Genomic DNA, 20,632 nt, shown 5'->3' with positions numbered 1-20,632 from the left:
GGAAGAAGGTGAGTACCGTGGCAGAAGAAAAACAAAAGATTATTATCATTGGGGGAGGAATTGCTGGGCTCACATCAGCTTTTTATCTTCAAAAAGCAATTCAAGAACATAATCTCCCGTATGAAATTAAACTCATCGAAGCATCACACCGTCTCGGTGGCAAAATGCAAACCGTTGTCAGGGATGGTTATACGATTGAGAGAGGCCCGGATTCATTTTTAGCACGAAAGACAAGTATTTCCAGGTTAGCTGCGGAAGTAGGGATGGATGATCAATTAGTCCATAATTCCACGGGAAAATCATTCGTTTTAGTTAACGAGAAACTTCACTCAATGCCCGGTGGTTCGATCATGGGAATTCCAACGGAAGTAGGACCTTTTCTCACAACAGGTCTTTTTTCTATTCCTGGTAAACTAAGAGCTGCGGCAGATTTCCTTTTACCTCGGTCCGAAAGCGGAAGAGACCAATCATTAGGAGAATTCTTCAGAAGAAGACTAGGCGATGAGGTTGTCGAAAATTTAATTGAACCATTATTATCAGGGATTTATGCCGGTGATATAGATCAATTAAGCCTCATGTCTACTTTCCCGCAATTCTATGAGGTAGAACAGAAATATAGAAGCCTGATCATTGGCATGAAAAAATCTACCCTTGCCCAACCCAGCAAACCTGAAAGTAAGGAAAAAGCTAAAGGCGCTTTCTTAACATTTAAAACGGGGCTTCAATCCTTTGCAGAAGCCATTGAAGCAAAATTGGATCCAATATCTATCTTAAAAGGACATCGTGTAGACAAAATCACCAAAGTTGAGAATAAGTTTGAAGTTTACCTCAATAATGGGGAAACAATGGTGGCAGATAGCGTCATTGCAGCGACTCCTCATAAAATAACACAGGCGATGTTTGCAGAGTATAGTTTTTTTGATCCTTTGAAATCAGTCCCTTCTACCTCAGTAGCAACAGTAGCTTTAGCATTTCCGGAAGAGGCAGTGAAAAATGACATTGATGGAACAGGTTTTGTTGTTTCTAGAAATAGTGATTATTCGATCACTGCATGTACTTGGACACATAAAAAGTGGGATCATTCAACACCGAAAGGGAAAGTATTACTCCGCTGCTATGTTGGGAGGTCTGGAGATGAAACCATCGTTGACCTCTCTGATGACAGAATTATTAAGATTGTACTAGATGACTTGAAGAAAACGATGGACATCACAATGAATCCGGATTTTGCAATCATTTCACGTTGGAAAAATTCAATGCCCCAATATACAGTGGGACATAAACAACGTTTAGCTGACATTTTAAAGCATATGAAAACGGATCTACCTGGTGTATTTTTAGCAGGTTCTTCTTATGGTGGTGTTGGACTTCCGGATTGTATTGATCAAGGAGAGGCAGCTGTCAAAGACGTCCTGGAGTTTTTAACAAGAAAAGATTTTTCAAAAGGAGCTGTTCATTGATAACAGCTCCTTTTTTCTGCTTGCAAACAGGCAGGAATCATTGTATACTCTAAAAGTATTAAATGACCGAATTGTTCAAGTGGTCATAATTTGCTATGTGGGGTAATAGTCAATTATAGGGTTGTCTATGGGATAGTCCTTATTTTTTGCTATGTTAAAGCTCATTGTTGAATTTGGCACATGTTGATTGGAGCGGAAGGCGCGAAGACTCCTGCGGGAGGACGGGGCAGGGGAGACCCCGCAGGCGCTTAGCGCCGAGGAGGCTCCCCGGACCGCCCGCGCGGCGCTGCGCGCCTGGAGCGGAAATCAACAGCCAAGTATAACAGAGCCTATTTTTTAAACAAAAATGACTAAATGAACAAAATAGTCATAAATTTAAAAGGAGGGTCATAAGTGAAAAACATGCTATTTAAGGAAGAGCTCCTTGCTATTGTAAGAAATAAAAAAGTGTTAATCCCAATTATTGCTGTCATGTTTGTCCCCGTATTATATGCAGGAATGTTTTTATGGGCATTCTGGGATCCATACGCAAAACTTGATGAACTTCCAGTTGCCGTTGTCAACGAAGATGCGGGTGCAACGCTCGATGGGACCCATTTGAAGCTTGGTGATGATTTAGTATCTAAGCTAAAGAAAAATAAACAATTTGGGTTTGAGTTTGTCGATAAAAAAGAGGGCTACGATAACTTAAAAGAACAGAAATATTATATGGTCATCGAAATCCCCAAGGATTTTTCAAAAAATGCGACAACTTTATTGGATGAGCAACCGGAAAAGCTGGAATTGGTTTATACACCTAATGAAAGTTATAACTTCCTGTCTGCGCAAATCGGCGCCACGGCAGCAGAAAAAATCAAAACAGCTGTTGCTGAAAAGGTAACTGAAACTTATGCTGAAACCATGTTTGATAAAATCAGTGAGCTTGCCGATGGTGTTGTAAAGGCGAGCGATGGTGCAGTCCAGTTAAGTGATGGTTCTGTTGACCTTGAAAAAGGCTCAAAGGATTTAAATGAAGGGCTTGCAACCCTTGCTGAAAAAACAAGTGAATTTAACGATGGAATGAAAGCAGCTGATGCCGGATCTAATAAGCTTGCAGTTGGTTCGAAGGATTTGTATAACGGACTTTCTACTTTAGCCAAAAAGTCGATTGAATTCGACAATGGTGTGAAGGCAGCAACTTCCGGCTCTAAACAAGTAGCCACAGGATCGACTGAGTTGAAAAAAGGGCTAGCCAAAGCTGATGCCAATCTTCCGTTGCTTATTGATGGAACGAAGGAGGTATCTGCAGGTGCAGAACAATTAAAACGTGACCTTCCCGCAGGGATTGCTGCAGGAATTGAAAAAGAATTGACTGGAAGTGTTGGAGAACTTAATTCGGGTATTGATCAATTTCAATCACAGTTAACTAACACATTAGCATCCCAAATTGCGGATCAAACAATAACGCAACAAACAGAGAAAATGCAGAAACTAGCCCAAACCTTAATTGAGAACAAAGTGGATCCAGCACTGGTTCAAGGAATAATGGCTAATGAGAAAAAAAATGCACCAACGAAAGAACAGTTAGAGCAGCAAATTTTATCAGAACTTAACCCTAAAATGGAGGCTGGTTTTAACCAATTCAAAACAGGGGTAGATGGAAAATTAGCAGGTTCATCGAAGGGCTTAGAGGATAAAATTAAAGCTCAAACCACCCCTTATTTTGATCAATTAATTGCCGGCATTGGCAAAGTTAATGGCGGTCAGCAGGAATTGCAAAAAGGGATCCATGATTTATATGCAGGTTCATCAAAATTAACAGATGGCACCAACAATCTTTCTGAAGGAATGAGTCAGTTGGCAGATGGTGCTGATAAAATTACCACAGGAACCGGACAATTAGCATCAGGTTCGGGAGATCTGAAAAAAGGGGCCGCGGATCTTACAAATGGTATGAATCAATTAACAGCGGGTGCGTCTGCCCTAACAGCTGGAACGGGACAATTGGCAGATGGTTCCGGGCAGTTAAAAGACGGTACATCCAAACTTTCTAATGGGGCCAAGGAATTAGCAGATAAACTATCAGAAGGTGGAAAGGAAGTTGCAAAGGTTCACTCAAATGAAAAGACTTATAATATGATGGCAGATCCGGTAAAGCTCGATAGTGAGAAAATTAATCATGTGCCAAACTATGGAACGGGATTTACACCATATTTCCTATCGCTAGGCTTGTTTGTAGGTGCACTTCTTCTCTCAATTGTCTTTCCACTTCGTGATACAGCGATTGCTCCGGCCAATGGATTTAACTGGTTTTCTAGTAAGTTTTCAATCATGGCCGGGATTGGAATTTTCCAAGCTTTATTGGCAGATGTGATTCTCCTTGGAGGATTAGGTCTAGATGTACAAAGCGTACCAAAATTTATTCTTTTTTCAATAATAACAAGCTTAACGTTTATCGCGTTAATTCAGCTCCTTGTCTCGGTATTTGCCGATGCTGGCCGCTTTATTGCGATTATTATCTTGATTTTACAATTAACTACCAGCGCCGGAACATTCCCGCTTGAGTTAATCCCGAACTTCTTACAGCATTTCAATGCCTATCTGCCGATGAGCTATTCGGTTCAAGGCTTTAAGGCTGTTATTTCAAGTGGCGATTACAGTTTCATGTGGCAAAATTTCATGATTCTAATAGGCTTTATGCTTATTTTCTCTGTAGGAACCATTGCTTACTTTACAATAAGATTGAATCACAAATATAAACATCAAATGAATGAATAATTAATGAAAAACCAGCCGTGAAAAAAATGCGGCTGGTTTTTTGTACTATACTGAAAAGAAATCATTTTTTGAGTATATTAGAAATATAAACATTGAATTGGAGGAGTTTAATTTGAAACTTACGGTTATTGGTTTTTGGGGTGGATATCCGAAACTGAATGCGGCTAGTTCGGGTTATTTACTTGAACATGAGGGATTTCGTCTATTAATCGATTGTGGAAGCGGGGTACTTTCTAAGCTCCAAAATATTATCCAGCCCGAAGAACTGGATGCTGTTTTACTTTCGCATTATCACCCCGATCACATTGCAGATATTGGTGTTTTGCAGCATGCGAGATTAATCCAAGGGTTTTTAGGAAAGAAGACCCCAGCACTAACTCTATATGGTCATGATATGGATCCATATGAATTTAGCAAATTAACCTATAAAGAGATTACAAAAGGAGTAGCCTATAATCCTAGTGAGATTCTCACAGTTGGTCCATTTCAGGTTTCATTTCTAAAAACAGACCATCCAGTCCCTTGTTATGCAATGAGAATAGAGGCAAATGGAAAAGCAATCGTCTACACTGCTGACAGCTCCTTTAAGGAAGAATTTATCGAGTTTAGTCGGAATGCGGATGTATTATTGTGTGAGTGCAACTTTTACGGACATCAAAACGGTAAGTCGGCAGGACATATGAATAGTATCGACGCTGGAAAATTTGCTCAAAAAGCTGATGTTAAGCAATTAATTCTTACCCATTTGCCGCATTATGGCTCAATAACTGAGTTAATCACAGAGGCTGCCAGTGAATTTACTGGTATAATAATACTTGCAGAAGAATTTCAATCTATTTCACTATAAGAAGGGGAAGTAAACTATGTTATTCATCGATAATAAAGGGATCACCGATCCGCAGATAAATTTGGCAATCGAAGAGTACGCACTGAAGAATCTTGATATTAATGAAACGTATTTATTATTTTACATAAATGAACCTTCTATCATAATTGGAAAGAATCAAAATACTATTGAAGAAATTAATACGGAGTATGTGGAAGGAAATGGAATTAAAGTGGTCCGCAGGCTTTCAGGCGGTGGAGCGGTTTATCATGATCTTGGAAATTTAAACTTTAGTTTTATTACCAAGGATGACGGGGAAAGTTTTCACAACTTCCGTAAATTCACAGAACCGGTCGTGGCAGCATTGAAAAAATTAGGAGTAAATGCGGAATTAAGCGGCAGAAATGACTTAGAGGTTGGAGGTCGAAAAATCTCTGGTAATGCCCAATTTTCAACAAAGGGCAGAATGTTTAGCCATGGTACATTGATGCTTAATTCAGAAATCGAAAATGTAGTATCAGCTTTAAAAGTAAAAAAAGATAAAATCGAATCAAAAGGAATTAAATCAGTCCGCAGCCGGGTTGCCAATATTTCTGAGTTTCTTACTGAAAAGGTGGAAATTGATGAATTCCGGTCTTTATTGTTAAAGAATATTTTTGAAGGGCAAGATGAAATACCAGAATATGTTTTGACGGACGAGGATTGGGAAAAGATTTACCAGCTATCAAAAGAACGCTATCAAAACTGGGAATGGAACTATGGGAAATCACCTAAGTTCAATCTACAGCACTCTCACCGTTTCCCAGTAGGCTCCATTGATGTCCGCCTTGAAGTTAATAAAGGTGTCATTGAAAATTGTAAAATCTACGGTGACTTTTTTGGTGTTGGTGAGGTAAGTGAAATTGAGGAGAAGTTAACAGGCACTCGCTACGGAAAAAATGAAATTGACAAGGCGCTTGCAGATATTGATACAACCCATTACTTTGGAAGTATTACGAAAGATGAGTTTTTAAACTTACTATACTAAGACCAGGGCACAGCGTTTATTGCGCTGTGTTTTCCTTTTTGTGTGAATTTTTAGTATTATACTTGAATAGATTACTTTCTTTTAATATAATATATTTAGAAAATTGTAACAATTTTATGAATGAGTATTCATTCAATTTAGGGGGAGAAATATGAATCTTTTATCACAGTTTGAAGAATCTGCGAAGAACTTTTCCACTAAACCGGCCTATCATTTTATGGACCAAATATGTACTTATGCTGAATTGGATGGGGCAATTACGAAATTTGCATCGGGTCTCGAAAAATTAGGGGTGAAAAAGGGGGATCATATCGCATTATTGTTGGGTAACTCCCCTCACTTTGTAATCAGCTTATATGGGGCATTACGGTTAGGGGTAACTGTTATTCCTGTGAATCCCATTTATACTGCAGATGAGATTAGCTACATATTAAATAATGGCGATGTCAAAGTAGTGATCGCTCTTGACCAAGCGATCCCGTTAGTCGAAAAAGTGCATACTTTCCTACCTAAAATTAAGCATTATATTTTTTGTGAAACGACCCCAAATAGCAGAATAGAATCGGAAATTGAAAACCTCTCAGGCTCTTTAAAAATGAAATCGTTTACAGCGATCGTGGCTTCTGGAGAATTAAACTTTAAGGGACCAAATCTCGGAGACGATGATACAGCCATTATTCTTTATACCTCGGGTACAACTGGCAAACCAAAAGGTGCTATGTTAACTCATAAGAATTTGTATAGTAACGCTAAAGATGTCAGCGAATATTTGAAAATGAATCCCGATGATAGAATAGTAACGGTTCTGCCGATGTTCCATGTTTTCTGCTTGACAGTTGCTTTAAATGCACCTTTATTAAGTGGGGCGACACTATTAATTGCACCCAAATTTAGTCCAAAGGTAATTTTTGAGCTTATCAAAGATAATCAGGCGACTGTTTTTGCTGGTGTCCCGACCATGTATAATTTCCTCTTCCAATTTCCTGATGGCAATCCTGAAGACCTAAAATCCTTACGCTTTTGTATTTCAGGTGGAGCTTCATTGCCTGTTGCCCTCTTAAAGAATTTCGAACAAAAGTTTAATGTTGTAGTATCTGAAGGTTATGGTTTATCGGAGGCTTCACCTGTTACTTGCTTTAATCCGCTAGACCGCCCGCGCAAGCCCGGTTCAATTGGAACATCTATCCTGCGTGTCGAAAATAAAATTCTGAATGAGCTTGGTGAGGAAGTACCCGTTGGTGAGGTGGGTGAACTTATTGTTCGTGGTCCCAATGTAATGAAGGGGTATTATAAAATGCCAGATGAGACGGCGGCGGCCATTCGGAATGGGTGGCTTCATACCGGTGACCTCGCCAGAATGGATGAAGATGGGTATTTTTATATTGTCGACCGAAAAAAGGATCTAATCCTTGTTGGAGGCTATAATGTCTACCCGCGAGAAGTGGAGGAGGTTATTTATAACCATTCGGATGTTGTAGAAGTGGCTGTCCTCGGCGTCCCAGACCCAAATCTTGGTGAGGCTGTTAAAGCCTATGTTGTAAGTAAGAATCCAGGGCTAACGGCAGAACAATTACTAGATTATTGCAGGGAACACTTGGCTAAATATAAACTTCCATCTTCGATTGAATTTATCGAAGAACTTCCAAAAAATACAACTGGGAAAATATTAAGGAGGGCACTAAAGGCACAAGTAGCCCAAACTGTCAGTAACTAATTCTTAAATAGTTGGGCAGGTCACTTTTACAGTTCTAATTTGTCCTTTTTTAACTAAACTAAGTATAGAGAGTCTGTACACAAAGGAGGACAAATATGGCGAGAAAAATGGGAGTCTATGCGGTTATGGGCTACATTCTATATGGATTATTTTTTTATTGGTATTTATTCCATTTTGCCAGTACAAACCTGCCATTTGAATTCGAAGGATCAAAGGGGGACCCGACAACCTTTTTAAATGGCAGGGAACTTATGCTGAGCGAGGAGTATTCAAAAATAAGGAATTTATTATTTTTCCTATCTACTCCGTTTGAATGGCTTTTATATTTCTTAATTTTATTATTTGGTTTTTCCAAGGCATTCAAGCGCTGGGCAGAAAACTCATCAAAATATAAGCTCCTTCAAACAGCCATTTATCTTATTTGGTTATCGGTATTCGCTTATTTGGCGACATTTCCTCTCAGCTATATTAGTTTTTCTTTATCAAAAACATATCATATTTCAACTCAAACCTTCGCTTCCTGGATGAAGGATGAGTTGATTGACTTTTGGCTTAATTATGGGACATGGTTGATCATTGTCCCCGTATTATACTGGCTCATGAAGAAAAGTCAAAAGCGGTGGTGGCTTTATGGATGGCTTTTATCGATTCCATTTACCTTATTTATGATGTTTCTCCAGCCAGTTGTTATTGACCCGTTATACAATGACTTTTATCCATTAACAAATAAGGAATTGGAAACGAAGATACTGGCTTTGGCCGATAAGGCTGATATTCCAGCACAAAATGTTTTTGAAGTGAATAAGTCAGAGGAAACGAATGCTTTAAATGCCTATGTTACAGGAATTGGCTCTAATGCTCGGATTGTCCTGTGGGATACTACCTTAAATAAATTAACAGATGATCAAATTTTATTTATCATGGCTCATGAAATGTGCCATTATGTCGAGAAACATATTTACTTTGGAATTGCTGGATATTTGCTAATTTCGCTGTTCGGATTGTATTTGACGTATCGGATTATGAATTGGGCAACAAGACGCTGGGGGAAGGAATTAAATATCTCAGATGTTAGAGATATCCGATCACTTCCATTATTTTTTATGATTCTTTCGATGCTCCTATTTGCTGCAAGTCCACTGACGAATTTTACTTCTCGTTATCAGGAAACACGCGCTGACAAATATGCGATTGAGATGACCAAAAATCCAGAAGCAGCGATTACTTCTTTTCAGGAATTAACCCGCTCTGGATTAAGTCAAGTAAATCCACCGCTATTGGTGAAAATTTTCCGCTATACCCATCCTTCAATGCTTGATAGAATTTCGATGCTTGAAGATTATGAAGTTAAACAAAGGAACAAATAAATACAATCCATGGGAAGGCTGAGACATTTTGATATGTCTACAGTCTTTTTTTTTACAAAAATATGTTATTTACGAGCCATCGTCCACTTACATTTTCTATTTATGCGTTAGAAAAATATACAATGAAAAAGCCGTCAATCTATGACGGCTTTAACAAAATTCTACGTTCCAAATCGTTTGTTGATTTCATTGAGCTGTCCGGATAGAAGGAGGAATGACTTTTTGTCTTGACAATCAATGGCCGCATCAATTTTCTGTAATAATTTTTCTTTTTCTACTTTTAGTTGAATTTCGGACAACAGCATTTCGATGTATAAATCTTGGACGAAGTTCTCCTTCAGACGATTTCGTTTCATGGCTCCTAGTTTCATTAATTCCGTGTATGATTTTTCATTCATGAAAATCACCTCTGTTGCTTTTTAAAATTATATGGTTTTTTTTGAAGAATATCATTAGTTTTTATAATTTTCTGATAAATATTTCTTTGACATGAATTTTGTGAATAAATTAGGAACAATTCAGAAAAGTGAGGGAATTAAAAACCAGTAGTGGTAAGATATGGTGGATAATATGAAAAGGAGTTGAATGGGTTGAAGCATCCTCAAATCGAAGAATATGAGATAAATACGTGGACGATGTTTGTAGAACCGGTGACATATGGAGGGAAAATTTATTCACGTGCAGTAGAATTAGAAGATGAATTCTTGTCACCCTTTAAGCCATTGGATATCATCAAAAAAGGCTGCGTTTATTTTGGTGTTGATTACGAAAGCAGGAAAAAGGGAACAAGACAACTAATTGGCTATACTCGAAAAATCCCAATTGTTATTGAACCAATTAACCACATCTATTTTTTTCCTACCGTATCGCCGCTAACTCCTGAGTGTATATGGATTTCACTTGAGCATGTGGAGTGTTATCGTCGCGTATCCTCTAAGAAAACGATGATTATTTTCCGCAATAAGCAATCTCACATTTTTCCAGTTCCAATTGGTACAATTGAGGGGCAAATGTTAAGAACCTCATTACTAAAAACAAAACTTTTGCAAAGAATAGAAGGTAATGGGAGAAAGTTATTTTATCAGCCTAACGGGCCCCAATCGTTAAATGCCTTGGAAAGATCCCGTGAATATGATGCTGATTCCCATTCAAAAGACCCGAAATAAAGAGTTGAATTTTCTTAACTATTAACGGGACAGATGTTTTTTTAATAAATAGGCCTCCATTAATTCTTGGACTTTGTTGCGGATTCTTGGATTAAAGTAATTATGATTTTCTTCATAGCCTTTATAAATAAACCTGTACAACGTAAAAGCATCGTCCCGTTTTGTTTCAATCACCTGAAGCTTATTCTTTTTCATATATAGTTTTACCTCAGCAAGTTCCCTTTGGATCTCCTTCATCGTTTCCTCAATCAAATCCAAATATGGTTGTTTTAATTTAAACGGGCTATTTGCAACTACAGTTAAATCCCTGTTTAAGATAATTAGAACCATTGGTAAATACATAGCCTTTTCCATTATGTCTCGATCATCTTCGGGGATTCTGGTCATTTTTTCAGTCACACCTTTCTATATTAAACGAACAAATGTTCTTCTTTATTTTACAAAAAAGAACCGTCAAAAGCAATAGGACTTTCCATTTACAAAAACTCGTCATTGGGCGAGTTTTATTTATTGAAATGTTTAGTTGATATATGAGAAAGTTTTTATTAATAGAAGGATATCTGATAGGGGAAAATGAATTAAATGAAGAAACACTGAAAAAGAAAAAACAGTTATAAATTTAGGAGAATAAAAAACCTGGATGAATAGGTGATAAACAATGAGATCTGATAAATATCAAACCAAGAAAAAGAGAAGATGGCCATCCGTTTTACTTGTCTTCTTACTGATAATAGGTGCAGGGGCAGGTTATGCTTATTATCAATACAAGCAGGGCGTTAACCAATCATTAAAAAAAATGAATAACAAAGCATCTAATGTTGTCTATGATTTCGAAGGAAAAAAGGATCAGTATGGGGGGACAAATATCCTCGTGCTTGGTAGTGATGCTAGAGGAAAGGAAAAATCTCGGGCAGATACAATCATGATTGTTCATTATAATGAAGACAAAGGAACATTTAAACTAACTTCTATTATGAGGGACAGTTACCTTGAGATTCCGGGGCATGGAAAGCATAAAGTTAACTCCGCATTCGCACGCGGTGGTCCAGAATTAATGAGACAAACTATTAAGCAAAATTTTGATATTGACCTCCAATACTATGTCATTGTGGACTTTCAAGGATTTGTGCAACTAATTGATGAAGCATTTCCCAATGGTGTAGAAATCGATGTGGAAAAGAAAATGTCAAAAAATATTGATGTCACTTTAGAACCAGGTCTGCAAAAATTAAATGGAGCAGAAATGCTCGGGTATGTCCGCTACCGTCATGATGCGATTGGTGATTTTGGAAGGGTAGAACGTCAACAAAAAGCGGTTAAGGCCATTGGGGACCAATTGATGGGCCTCCAAACGATTCCAAAACTCCCGAAGCTAATTGGTGTTGTCACGCCTTATGTGAATACAAATATGAGCACTTCCGACATAACATTTATGGCTAAAGATTTCTTTTCGAATGATCGAGGAAATATCGATACGTTACGGATTCCTGTTGAAAACAGCTATTCCGATGCTCGAGTCTCAGGGGAGGGAGCCGTATTAGAGATCGATGTCGAAAAAAATAAAGAGGCACTCCATCAATTCATTACAAAGTAATCATCGGCACAGCTAATTAGTAAAAAATGAGGAGAAACCGGATGGATATTGAATCATTAAAAGCATGGTTTACGCTTGAACATATTATGAGTCTTATTCAAGAATACCGAGCCCTTGGACCCATACCAGGCATATTGCTTATTGTCATTGAAGCATTCTTGCCATTTCTCCCATTGTTTTTATTTGTAATGGCTAATGCCAGTGCCTTTGGACTTTGGTTAGGATTTTTGTTTTCATGGCTTGGAGCCTGTATCGGGGCAATGCTCGTATTTTCGCTTATTAGAAGGTATGGGCAAAAAAGGTTATTATCTTTTTTACCTAAGCACCCTCAAGTCCGTAAGCTAATGGACTGGGTAGATCGTCATGGGTTTGGCCCACTCTTTCTACTGCTTTGTTTTCCATTTACACCCTCGGCAGTTGTTAACATTGTCGCTGGTCTTTCCAAAATTCGATTTTCCCAATACATGCTGTCCGTGTGTATTGGGAAAATGGTGATGATTTTCACGATTAGTTTTGTTGGCTATGATATTCAGTCATTACTGACGAAGCCTCTTCGGACTGTTGTAGTATTGCTTGTTATTTTCATTCTTTGGTATGTTGGTAAAAGAATTGAAGGCAGAATGAATAAGGGCACGGAAACTGACCATAATGGTGAAATAGATAGAAATTATAAGCAGGAGAAACGGAGGAGCTTTAATGAAGATTGAATGGAAAAAGGAAGGCATGGAATGGGCAAAGGCTTTTGCGATTGGTATCATTATTTTTGCTTTTATTCGTACATTTTTCTTTTCAAATTATGTGGTAGAAGGCGAATCGATGATGCCGACGCTGCAGGATGGTAACAAACTGGTAGTCAACAAGCTTGGTTATCAAGTCGGGGAATTGAACAGATTTGATGTCATCGTTTTTCATGCTAATGAAAAAGAGGACTTTGTCAAACGTATTATTGGGCTGCCAGGGGATAAAATTGAATATCGTGATGATCTACTGTATATAAATGGGCACAAGTATGAGGAGCCATTTTTAAATGTTTATAAACAAAAATCACCTGGAATCAGGATTACTGGAGATTTCAGTTTAAAGGAAATAACCGGTGAAAATATAGTTCCTGATGGAAAATTGTTTGTCCTTGGTGATAATCGATTAGGTAGTTGGGACAGCCGCCAATTCGGTTTTATCTCAGCTAGTCAAGTTGTCGGCAAAGTTGATTTACGTTATTGGCCAATAAATGAAATGGACGTCCATTTTTAGATGAATAGATTAAGGAAGGAGCACGATGATTAAATCGTGTTTTTTTCTGTCATAAATTACCATTTTTGCCTCTAATCTGTGTTATCGCAATACAAACGTTTGTGCTTGTTTTATGTTAGAATGAGAGATATAAAGTTTATGAGTGGTTGTGGAAAGCGAGGTTTTTACATGTCATTAAGAATGGTAATCGGTCGGTCAGGAAGCGGAAAAACAGCTATGTTCCTTGATGAAATAAAGGGGCGGCTTGTGGAAAAACCAGATGGGACACCGATCATTTATATCGTTCCAGAACAGATGACGTTTTTATCTGAATATCGCTTGGCAACTGACCCGGCAATTAGCGGAATGATTCGTGCCCAAGTTTATAGTTTTTCCCGCTTGGCGTGGCGTATCTTGCAAGAAACCGGCGGGATTAGCCGAACACATTTAAGTAGTGTCGGGATAAGTATGTTAATACGCAAAATCATCGATGAGCAAAAGGAACAACTAAAGCTTTTTCAGCGAGCTGCAGATAAGAATGGTTTTATCCAGAAGCTTGAGCAAATGATAACAGAATTTAAACGTTACTGTATTACGCCAGAGGAGCTAATTCAAGGCTCATCCTTATCGGGTGAAGATACCAATGCCTTAAATGATAAACTACAAGATTTAGAAATGATCTATAAAAAGTTTGAGGACGAAGTTTTTGGTAAATATATCGATTCGGAGGATTACTTTCAACTCCTATCCGAGAAAGTATCCTTCTCTTCATATTTAAAAGATGCAGAAATATATATTGATGGTTTTTATAGTTTTTCACCGCAGGAATATCAAGTAATGATCGAATTGATGAAACATTGTAGAAACGTTTCAATTGCATTGACGACTGATCACCTCTCGATTGATTCTCCACCGGACGAGCTTGATCTGTTTCGCTTATCAGGTGAGACTAGTTATTCTCTCTATGATTTAGCTAAAGTTAATGGTATTGAAATCGAGCAGTCTGTTGTTCTAAAAGAACAAAGAAAATGGACAGAGCCGTCTTTAAGTCATTTTGAAGAAAAATTTGATGCCCGGCCTGCAGTATCATATGTTGGTGAGACAAAAATTAATATTTGCCAAGCCGTAAACCGTAGAGCTGAGATTGAAGGGATTGCAAGAGAGATTCGCCAATTAGTCAGGACAAAGGGATACCGTTACCGGGATATCGCTTTATTAATTCGAAATGGCGGGGACTATCATGAGATTGTTGAGCCAGTTTTCGACGATTATCAGATTCCCTATTTTATTGACCAAAAAAGAACAATGCTGAACCATCCATTGATCGAATTCATTCGCTCAAGCCTTGAAGTCATTAATTCCTACTGGCGCTATGAGCCGGTGTTCAGAGTGATCAAGACAGAATTGCTATATCCACTACAAGAAAAGCCGGCAAAAATGCGTGAGAAAATGGATAAACTAGAGAATTATTGTTTAGCTTATGGAATTAACGGAAGTAAATGGACGAAAAAAGAGCGTTGGAGCTATCGACGCATTCGAGGACTGGAATTAGAGGTAAACTCGCAAACAGATCTAGAAAAAGAAATGGAACAAGAGTTAAATGAATTAAAGCTTATGGTAACTGCACCCATTTTACGGTTATCAAGACGTTTGAAAAAAGCGGATTCAGGTCGAAAGTTTTGTGAAGCCATCTATTTGCTGCTAGAGGAATTGGATGTCCCAACAAAGCTTGAAAAATGGAAAGCAGCTGCCGAAGAAAAAGGTAATCTTGTAAAAATGCGGGAGCATGAACAAGTATGGAATGCTGTGATTGATCTCCTGGACCAATATGTTGAAATTCTAGGGGAAGAGCAAGTCACATTAAAGGCGTTTACTGCTGTTTTAGAGTCAGGATTCGAATCCTTACATTTTTCACTTATTCCGCCGGCACTTGATCAGGTACTGATTGGGGATTTAGAAAAATCAAGGCTAAATGAAATCAAAGTAGGATTCGTAGTTGGCGTCAATGAAGGAATTTTGCCTGCAAAAATATCTGATGAAGGAATCCTCTCTGATGAAGACAGGGAAATGCTCCTAGCAACAGGTGTTAAAATCGCATCAAGCAGCCGGACACGTTTGCTGGATGAAAATTTTCTTGCTTATAAAGCTTTTACAGCACCATCAGAAGCCCTTTATGTTAGTTATCCACTTGCGAATGATGAAGGAAAAGCGTTAATTCCATCTTCGTATATTAAGAGAATAAAAGATATGTTTCCTGATGCTAATGAGCTATTTTATTTGACAGACCCATCACAAGTTTCGGAGCCCAGTCAACTAGGCTTTATTTCAAATTTTACAACGACGTTATCTTTCCTTAATGCGCAGCTTCAATGGAAAAAGCGAGGGTACCCCATTTCAAATTTATGGTGGGATGTATATAACTATTACCTTGGAAGTTCGGGAAAGGGCAAAGCTCAAAAAGTGTTTTCAAGCCTTTTTTATACAAATTCAGCCGTACAGCTCTCTAAAGATTCAGCGGATGAATTATATGGTGAGGCCATTCAAGCCAGTGTTTCTAGAATGGAATTATATAACTCCTGCGCATTTTCTCATTTCGCTCAGCATGGACTAAAGCTTCGTGACCGGCAAGTGTTTCGTTTGGAGGCTCCGGATATTGGGGAGCTGTTTCATGCGGCATTAAAGCAGATTGCAGATATTGTTAATGAACAAAATCTTTCTTGGGCCGAGCTGTCGAGGAAACAATGTGAAAACCTTTCTAAGGAAGCGGTCAAGTCATTAGCCCCTAAATTGCAAAACGAAATATTGTTAAGCTCAGAGCGCCATCATTATATTAAACGGAAATTGGAGCAAATTATTACACGAGCTTCTGTCGTGTTAAGTGAGCATGCAAAAGTAAGTGGATTCTCACCGATTGGTTTGGAATTAGGCTTTGGACCCAATGGAAAACTGCCGCCACTAACATTTTCACTGAAAAATGGAAAGAGAATGGAATTGGCCGGAAGAATTGACAGAGTCGATCAGGCAAAAGCAGAAGACGACAGCGTCTTTTTACGAGTGATTGATTATAAATCAAGTGAAAAGGATGTCAATTTTAGCGAAGTATATTATGGACTTGCTCTGCAAATGTTAACCTACCTTGATATTGTCATGACCCATTCGAATGAATTGGTTGAGATGAAAGCTAGTCCTGCAGGTGTCCTCTATTTTCACGTTCATAATCCATTCATTAATACAACTAAAATGCTAACGATTGATGAAATTGAAAAGGAAATGATGAAAAAGTTTAAGATGAATGGATTAATGTTAAGCGATCAAAATGTGATCCGGCTTATGGACCAAACACTTGAATCAGGTGATTCACATATTATTGCCGCAGGAATAAAAAAGGATGGAAATTTATCCAAAAAATCCAAGGTTGCTAGTTTATCGGAATTTGACGATCTGAAAACGTATGTCCGGAATTTATATAAGAGAACAGGTAACGCCATTATTGATGGTCAAATAGACATTGCTCCTTATAAATTAAAGGACAAAACACCTTGTACATTTTGTTCTTATAAATCAGTATGTCAATTTGATGAATCAATTGAAACGAATCAATTCCGGGTTCTCACACCCCACTCGAAGGAAGATGTTTTAGAACTAATTAGGAAGGAGGTACGTCAATCTTGAACAATTTCGTCATACCGCCTAAGCCAGAAGACGTGACATGGACAGACGACCAATGGAAAGCAATTATGGCAAAGGATAGAGACATCCTAGTTGCTGCAGCAGCAGGTTCGGGAAAAACAGCAGTCCTAGTGGAAAGAATGATCCAAAAAATTCTCGCAAAAGAAGATCCGATGGATGTCGATGAATTATTGGTGGTGACCTTTACGAACGCTTCAGCTGCAGAGATGCGCCATCGGATTGGGGAAGCGTTAGAAAAAGCCATTGATGAAGACCCGTGGTCGCGCCATTTAAGAAAGCAACTGAGCTTATTAAATAAAGCATCGATTTCAACACTTCATTCCTTTTGTATGGAAGTGATTCGAAAGTATTATTACTTAATCGATGTCGATCCCGGATTTCGAATTGCCGATGAAACAGAGGCACAATTAATCCGAGATGAAGTGATGGACGAGTTGTTTGAAGAAGAATACGGGAAAAAAGATAATGAGGCATTCTTCAACTTGGTCGATTCATTCACAAGTGATCGAAGTGATGCCGCATTAATGGATATTGTTCGATCGATATACGATTTTGCACGCTCTAATCCCTTACCGGACCAATATTTAAAGTCAATCATTCGTATGTATGATGTTTCAGCTATTAATAATCTAGCCGAACTCTCCTTTATTCAGGCACTTCTTTTTGATATTGAGTTGCAACTAGAAGCTTCTAGAGAAATGATTAAGCGGGGATTAGAAGTAACAAAGCTCCCTGGCGGACCGGCACCGAGAGCTGAAAACTTTTTAGATGATTTAAAGATGATTGATACTCTTCTTCTTGCCAAGCAGGACTCATGGGAAACTCTATATCAAGCAATGCAGACCTGGTCTTTTTCACGGGCAAAGCAAGTGAAAGGTGACCACTATGATAAAGAGCTGACAGAAAAGGCCCAAAAACTCCGAGAAAAAGCGAAGAAAAAAATCCAAGATATCAAAGAAGAGCTATTTACGCGAAAGCCTGAAAGCTTTTTACGTGATATGGATGAGATGCGGCCGTTAATAGAAACGCTAGTTCATATTGTCAAAGAATTTTCTCTGCGGTTTGAAAAGGTAAAAAGAGAAAAAGGGCTTGTAGACTATGCAGATTTAGAGCATTACTGCCTAGCAATTTTGACAAAGGAAATCTCAGCAGAGGGAGAATTTCTTCCATCCGAGGCGGCACTCGCTTACCAAAGGCATTTTAAAGAGGTCTATTGCGATGAATATCAAGACACAAATATGGTCCAGGAAACGATCCTAAAGCTTGTAACTAAAAAGGATGAGTTAAATGGAAATATGTTTATGGTCGGAGATGTTAAGCAGTCGATTTATCGCTTTCGTTTGGCTGAGCCGAACCTTTTCTTAGGCAAGTATAATCGCTTTAAAGCCGATGGAGATACTACGGGACTACGTATTGATCTAGCAAGAAATTTCCGAAGCCGAAAAGAAGTGCTCGATGCAACCAATTATTTATTTAAACAAATTATGGGGATTAAAGTTGGTGAAATCGAATACGATGAGGCGGCAGAATTGCGTGCTGGCGCACCGTATCCAGACGATGAGCCCTATCCGGTAGAACTTTTGCTTATTGATCAAAATGCACAGGATAATGGGTCGCCTGTAACGGAAGGCGAGACAGAGGTGTCAGAACTAGAAGAATTTGATGCTATCGGTCTTGAACAATCCCAACTCGAAGCGAGGATAATTGCTTCTAAAATAAAAGAACTAGTTGCAAGTGGAGCACCCGTATATACTACAAAAACGAAATCCAATCGGCCACTTATGTATCGGGATACGGTCATCCTGCTCCGTTCAATGACTTGGGCTCCGCAAATTATCGAAGAGTTTAAGCAACAAGGGATTCCTATTTATGCTAATCTTTCAACAGGGTATTTTAATGCAACCGAAGTGGCAATTATGATTTCATTACTACGAGTTATTGATAATCCCTTCCAAGACATACCGCTTGTAGCCGTTTTACGCTCACCCATCGTTGGGTTGAACGAAGAAGAACTATCAATCATCCGCATTCATCAGAAGCGAGGTTCCTTTTGGGAGGCTGTTACCGCTTTTTGCAAGAGTAAAGAAGCCAAAAATACGGCCGAATTTTACGAAAAGCTGCGCCGCTTTTATGACTTTCTAGCAGAGTGGCGCGAGGTGGCAAGACAGGGTTCGTTGTCTGAGTTAATTTGGCAGCTCTACCGTGATACCCAGTTTTATGACTTTGTCGGCGGTTTACCAGGGGGAAAACAGCGCCAAGCTAATTTACGGGCATTATATGACAGAGCTAGACAATACGAACAAACATCGTTCCGTGGACTGTTCAGGTTTCTTCGTTTTATCGAGAGAATGATTGAAAGAGGGGACGATCTTGGTGCAGCAAGGGCACTTGGTGAGCAAGAAGACGTTGTCCGGATTATGACCATCCATAGTAGTAAAGGACTTGAATTTCCCGTTGTATTCATGGCGGGAATGGCACGGACTTTTAATATGGCCGATGTTCGGAAACCATATATGCTCGATAAAGAATACGGATTTGCATCTAAGTATGTAAATGCGGAAAAAAGGATTTCTTACCCATCCTTACCGCAAATTGCTTTTAAGCGAAAAAAGAAAATGGAGATGCTTGCGGAAGAAATGCGCGTGTTATATGTGGCGATGACAAGGGCGAAAGAAAAACTTTATTTAACGGCTACGCTTAAAGATGCGAAAAAAAAAATCGACCAATGGAATGAAGTTTCCTCCCATACAGAATGGTTGTTAAAGGATTATGAGCGGGCAGCAGTTTCAAGCTATATTGACTGGATTGGACCAGCGCTTGTTCGCCATCAGGACGCCAATGAACTAAGGCTTAGTAGTACGGGAAATGCCCTTGTTCCTGAGGAAATTACAAGTCATCCTTCTTCATGGAAAATTTCTCTAATAAGTGCAGAAGAAATCAAGAAGACGGAATTAGAAATCGGAATGAATGAAGACCAATTTCTTGAAATGGTCCAAAAAGGGGAACATGTCCCGACCACGTCGCCATTTGATGAAGAAATTAAGTCGCGCTTAGACTGGGAATATTCCTTCCCAAGTGCCGCAGCCCATCGCTCTAAGCAATCCGTTTCTGAAATGAAACGCCAAAGAGAAATGGCAGATGAACAAAGTGGGACGGACCTTGTGAACCACTATAAAAAGTCGATAGTTAAACGCCCAAAATTTATGCAGGAAAAGCAATTAAGTCCAGCTGAACGGGGATCTGCCATGCATATGGTTATGCAACACGTAGATTTAACCAATTCAGTTAGTCAAGAATCTCTCCAGGAACGGTTAACATGGATGGTAAACAACGAATTGTTAACCCCAGACCAAGCAGAAGTCATTGACAAAAATTTAATTGTTCAATTCTTTCATTCAGATTTAGGGATTAGATATTTTAACGCAAAAGCAATCACCAGAGAGGTTCCCTTTACCCTTTCCATGCCTGCTCGTGATGTGTACCCCACTTGGAAGGATGAAGATGAATCTGTTTTTGTACAAGGGATCATTGACTGCGTCTTTGAGGATGAAAACGGCCTTGTTTTGGTCGATTATAAATCCGATCGAATTTCTGACCGCTATAAAGGTGGGTTTGAACAAGCGAAAACAATTCTTGAAGACCGCTACAAGATACAAATTAACTTATATACAAGAGCAATTGAACAAATTTGGAAAAGAAAGGTCACAGAAAGGTATTTATTTTTCTTTGATGGGGCCCATCTTTTGAAGGTTGAAAAGGATTAAGTAAACAAAAAATGACATAGACCATTTAGATGGTTTA

The 20,632-nt window shown here is 38.7% G+C and carries 14 protein-coding genes; 12 read left to right on the top strand and 2 right to left on the bottom strand.

Annotated features, from left to right (window positions below; translation table 11 throughout):
- Window positions 1-17: 17 nt before the first annotated feature.
- The 6 genes from hemY to AB7942_RS02825 all read left to right on the top strand — a co-directional run bounded on the left by hemY (window position 18) and on the right by AB7942_RS02825 (window position 9,151).
- Window positions 18-1,460, top strand: coding sequence for a protoporphyrinogen oxidase (gene hemY / locus AB7942_RS02850; RefSeq protein WP_369445699.1), 1,443 nt, complete (start codon window positions 18-20; stop codon window positions 1,458-1,460).
- Between the two features lie 393 nt (window positions 1,461-1,853).
- Window positions 1,854-4,217, top strand: a complete 2,364-nt coding sequence (locus AB7942_RS02845) for a YhgE/Pip family protein (protein ID WP_483310829.1) — start codon at window positions 1,854-1,856, stop codon at window positions 4,215-4,217.
- A 112-nt stretch (window positions 4,218-4,329) separates the two neighbouring features.
- Window positions 4,330-5,064 (top strand): MBL fold metallo-hydrolase, encoded by a 735-nt coding sequence (locus AB7942_RS02840; protein WP_369445698.1) that lies wholly within the window; start codon window positions 4,330-4,332, stop codon window positions 5,062-5,064.
- 16 nt (window positions 5,065-5,080) lie between these two features.
- Window positions 5,081-6,070, top strand: coding sequence for a lipoate--protein ligase (gene lplA / locus AB7942_RS02835; RefSeq protein ID WP_369445697.1), 990 nt, complete (start codon window positions 5,081-5,083; stop codon window positions 6,068-6,070).
- Window positions 6,071-6,221: 151 nt separating this feature from the next.
- On the top strand, window positions 6,222-7,784 hold the full coding sequence (locus AB7942_RS02830) for a fatty acid--CoA ligase family protein (RefSeq protein ID WP_369445696.1): 1,563 nt from the start codon (window positions 6,222-6,224) through the stop codon (window positions 7,782-7,784).
- Between the two features lie 95 nt (window positions 7,785-7,879).
- Complete coding sequence (locus tag AB7942_RS02825; RefSeq protein WP_369445695.1) at window positions 7,880-9,151, top strand: M48 family metallopeptidase; 1,272 nt, start codon at window positions 7,880-7,882, stop codon at window positions 9,149-9,151.
- 161 nt (window positions 9,152-9,312) lie between these two features.
- Here the strand turns inward: AB7942_RS02825 and AB7942_RS02820 are convergent, their stop codons facing one another.
- The gene (locus tag AB7942_RS02820; RefSeq protein ID WP_369445694.1) at window positions 9,313-9,549 is read right to left on the bottom strand and encodes an IDEAL domain-containing protein; all 237 of its coding nucleotides are present in this window, start codon (window positions 9,547-9,549) and stop codon (window positions 9,313-9,315) included.
- Between the two features lie 192 nt (window positions 9,550-9,741).
- On the opposite strand from AB7942_RS02820, the gene AB7942_RS02815 reads away from it, so the two are divergent.
- On the top strand, window positions 9,742-10,317 hold the full coding sequence (locus AB7942_RS02815; protein WP_369445693.1) for a competence protein ComK: 576 nt from the start codon (window positions 9,742-9,744) through the stop codon (window positions 10,315-10,317).
- 21 nt (window positions 10,318-10,338) lie between these two features.
- Here the strand turns inward: AB7942_RS02815 and AB7942_RS02810 are convergent, their stop codons facing one another.
- The gene (locus AB7942_RS02810) at window positions 10,339-10,704 is read right to left on the bottom strand and encodes a YhjD family protein (RefSeq protein WP_088086020.1); all 366 of its coding nucleotides are present in this window, start codon (window positions 10,702-10,704) and stop codon (window positions 10,339-10,341) included.
- Between the two features lie 271 nt (window positions 10,705-10,975).
- Between AB7942_RS02810 and AB7942_RS02805 the strand changes: the two genes are divergently transcribed.
- The 5 genes from AB7942_RS02805 (at window position 10,976) to addA (ending at window position 20,595) form a co-directional block, all read left to right on the top strand.
- Window positions 10,976-11,911 (top strand): LCP family protein, encoded by a 936-nt coding sequence (locus AB7942_RS02805; protein ID WP_098932840.1) that lies wholly within the window; start codon window positions 10,976-10,978, stop codon window positions 11,909-11,911.
- Between the two features lie 41 nt (window positions 11,912-11,952).
- Window positions 11,953-12,618, top strand: a complete 666-nt coding sequence (locus AB7942_RS02800; RefSeq protein ID WP_369445692.1) for a TVP38/TMEM64 family protein — start codon at window positions 11,953-11,955, stop codon at window positions 12,616-12,618.
- Entirely contained in the window at window positions 12,608-13,162 is a 555-nt protein-coding gene (gene lepB, locus AB7942_RS02795) for a signal peptidase I (protein WP_088086023.1), read from the top strand. The genes AB7942_RS02800 and lepB overlap by 11 nt, the downstream gene beginning before the upstream one ends.
- A gap of 168 nt (window positions 13,163-13,330) precedes the next feature.
- Window positions 13,331-16,813, top strand: coding sequence for a helicase-exonuclease AddAB subunit AddB (gene addB / locus AB7942_RS02790; protein ID WP_369445691.1), 3,483 nt, complete (start codon window positions 13,331-13,333; stop codon window positions 16,811-16,813).
- Window positions 16,810-20,595 (top strand): helicase-exonuclease AddAB subunit AddA, encoded by a 3,786-nt coding sequence (gene addA / locus AB7942_RS02785; RefSeq protein WP_369445690.1) that lies wholly within the window; start codon window positions 16,810-16,812, stop codon window positions 20,593-20,595. The genes addB and addA overlap by 4 nt, the downstream gene beginning before the upstream one ends.
- The last annotated feature ends 37 nt before the right edge of the window (window positions 20,596-20,632 follow it).

The organism is Neobacillus sp. BF23-41 (genome assembly GCF_041106275.1).
The sequence above is the reverse complement of the archived record's forward strand: the minus strand, read 5'-3'. Positions and strand labels throughout refer to the sequence as shown.

Excerpts from the sequence above, each read along its gene's own strand:
- lplA (WP_369445697.1), top strand. The coding sequence starts at position 5,081 with ATGTTATTCATCGATAATAAAGGGATCACCGATCCGCAGATAAATTTG.
- AB7942_RS02830 (WP_369445696.1), top strand. The coding sequence starts at position 6,222 with ATGAATCTTTTATCACAGTTTGAAGAATCTGCGAAGAACTTTTCCACT.
- AB7942_RS02825 (WP_369445695.1), top strand. The coding sequence starts at position 7,880 with ATGGCGAGAAAAATGGGAGTCTATGCGGTTATGGGCTACATTCTATAT.
- AB7942_RS02820 (WP_369445694.1), bottom strand. The coding sequence starts at position 9,549 with ATGAATGAAAAATCATACACGGAATTAATGAAACTAGGAGCCATGAAA.
- AB7942_RS02810 (WP_088086020.1), bottom strand. The coding sequence starts at position 10,704 with ATGACCAGAATCCCCGAAGATGATCGAGACATAATGGAAAAGGCTATG.
- AB7942_RS02805 (WP_098932840.1), top strand. The coding sequence starts at position 10,976 with ATGAGATCTGATAAATATCAAACCAAGAAAAAGAGAAGATGGCCATCC.
- AB7942_RS02800 (WP_369445692.1), top strand. The coding sequence starts at position 11,953 with ATGGATATTGAATCATTAAAAGCATGGTTTACGCTTGAACATATTATG.
- lepB (WP_088086023.1), top strand. The coding sequence starts at position 12,608 with ATGAAGATTGAATGGAAAAAGGAAGGCATGGAATGGGCAAAGGCTTTT.
- addB (WP_369445691.1), top strand. The coding sequence starts at position 13,331 with ATGTCATTAAGAATGGTAATCGGTCGGTCAGGAAGCGGAAAAACAGCT.